Source organism: Stenotrophomonas nitritireducens (assembly GCF_001431425.1).
Lineage (GTDB): Bacteria > Pseudomonadota > Gammaproteobacteria > Xanthomonadales > Xanthomonadaceae > Stenotrophomonas > Stenotrophomonas nitritireducens.
Genome location: NZ_LDJG01000048.1, coordinates 1 through 782, shown reverse-complemented (window position 1 = coordinate 782; position 782 = coordinate 1). Strand labels below are relative to the sequence as shown.

Genomic DNA, 782 nt, shown 5'->3' with positions numbered 1-782 from the left:
AACTAGGCCGCGCCGGTATTGAGCGTATTGAACAGGAAATGTGGATGGATGCGTGCCTGCAGTGCATCCAGTTCCGCCTGCTTGGCGCGCAGGGCCAGTTGCCGTGCGCGCCAGTGGTTCTGGAAGGCAGCCAGTCCCAGCAGGCCGGAAGTGAGAACGATGCCGGTGAAGCGCAGGAATACCATCGCCCAATCGCCTTGCGCCGCACCCCACGCATCGCGCACCACCAGCCAGCTCGCGGTGCATACGAGGACGTTGACCGCCACCAGGATCAGCAACGCGATGTTGGCGATCCAGAGGGGAGGGAGCTGCACCAGCAATCGGCGCAAGAGGTAGAGGGCGCCCAGCGTGGACAGGGAAATCCACTGCACCATCAGTGAGATCAGGCCGAAGTGCACCCAGCGGTTATCACCCACGCCGGGAGCCAGTGCCAGGATCACGGCCAAGGCTTCCCCGGCCACCAGGACGCGGATGATGACGGGTGCCTGCCATAAGGCATCCAGTGGGGCGTCGGTGGCTTGCTTGGGCATGTCCGGGCCGGATTCGAGGGAGCGAAGCCGTTGGTCCTGCCTCTGTGGCCGCCTGTCGGCAGGAGGCTGACAGCACTGGGGGCGTCGCTTACCGTGGCAGCTTACAGCCATTATGGGGAAGGCCCGCATGTCGTTCTCGATGGAATGCGGTCAATGCTGGCGGGCATTGCGGCGAAAGCGGCAGGCAGGGTTTACGCTGGTTGAATTGATGGTCACGGTGGCGGTGCTGGGAATCGTCGCGGCCATCGCCGC

At 64.2% G+C, this 782-nt stretch carries 2 protein-coding genes; one reads left to right on the top strand and one right to left on the bottom strand.

What is annotated here, in order from left to right:
- Positions 1-2: 2 nt before the first annotated feature.
- Positions 3-530 (bottom strand): histidine kinase, encoded by a 528-nt coding sequence (locus tag ABB22_RS18945; RefSeq protein ID WP_057505435.1) that lies wholly within the window; start codon positions 528-530, stop codon positions 3-5.
- Between the two features lie 112 nt (positions 531-642).
- On the opposite strand from ABB22_RS18945, the gene ABB22_RS18940 reads away from it, so the two are divergent.
- A partial coding sequence (locus ABB22_RS18940; protein ID WP_333783570.1) for a type IV pilin protein occupies positions 643-782 on the top strand: 140 nt, incomplete at its 3' end.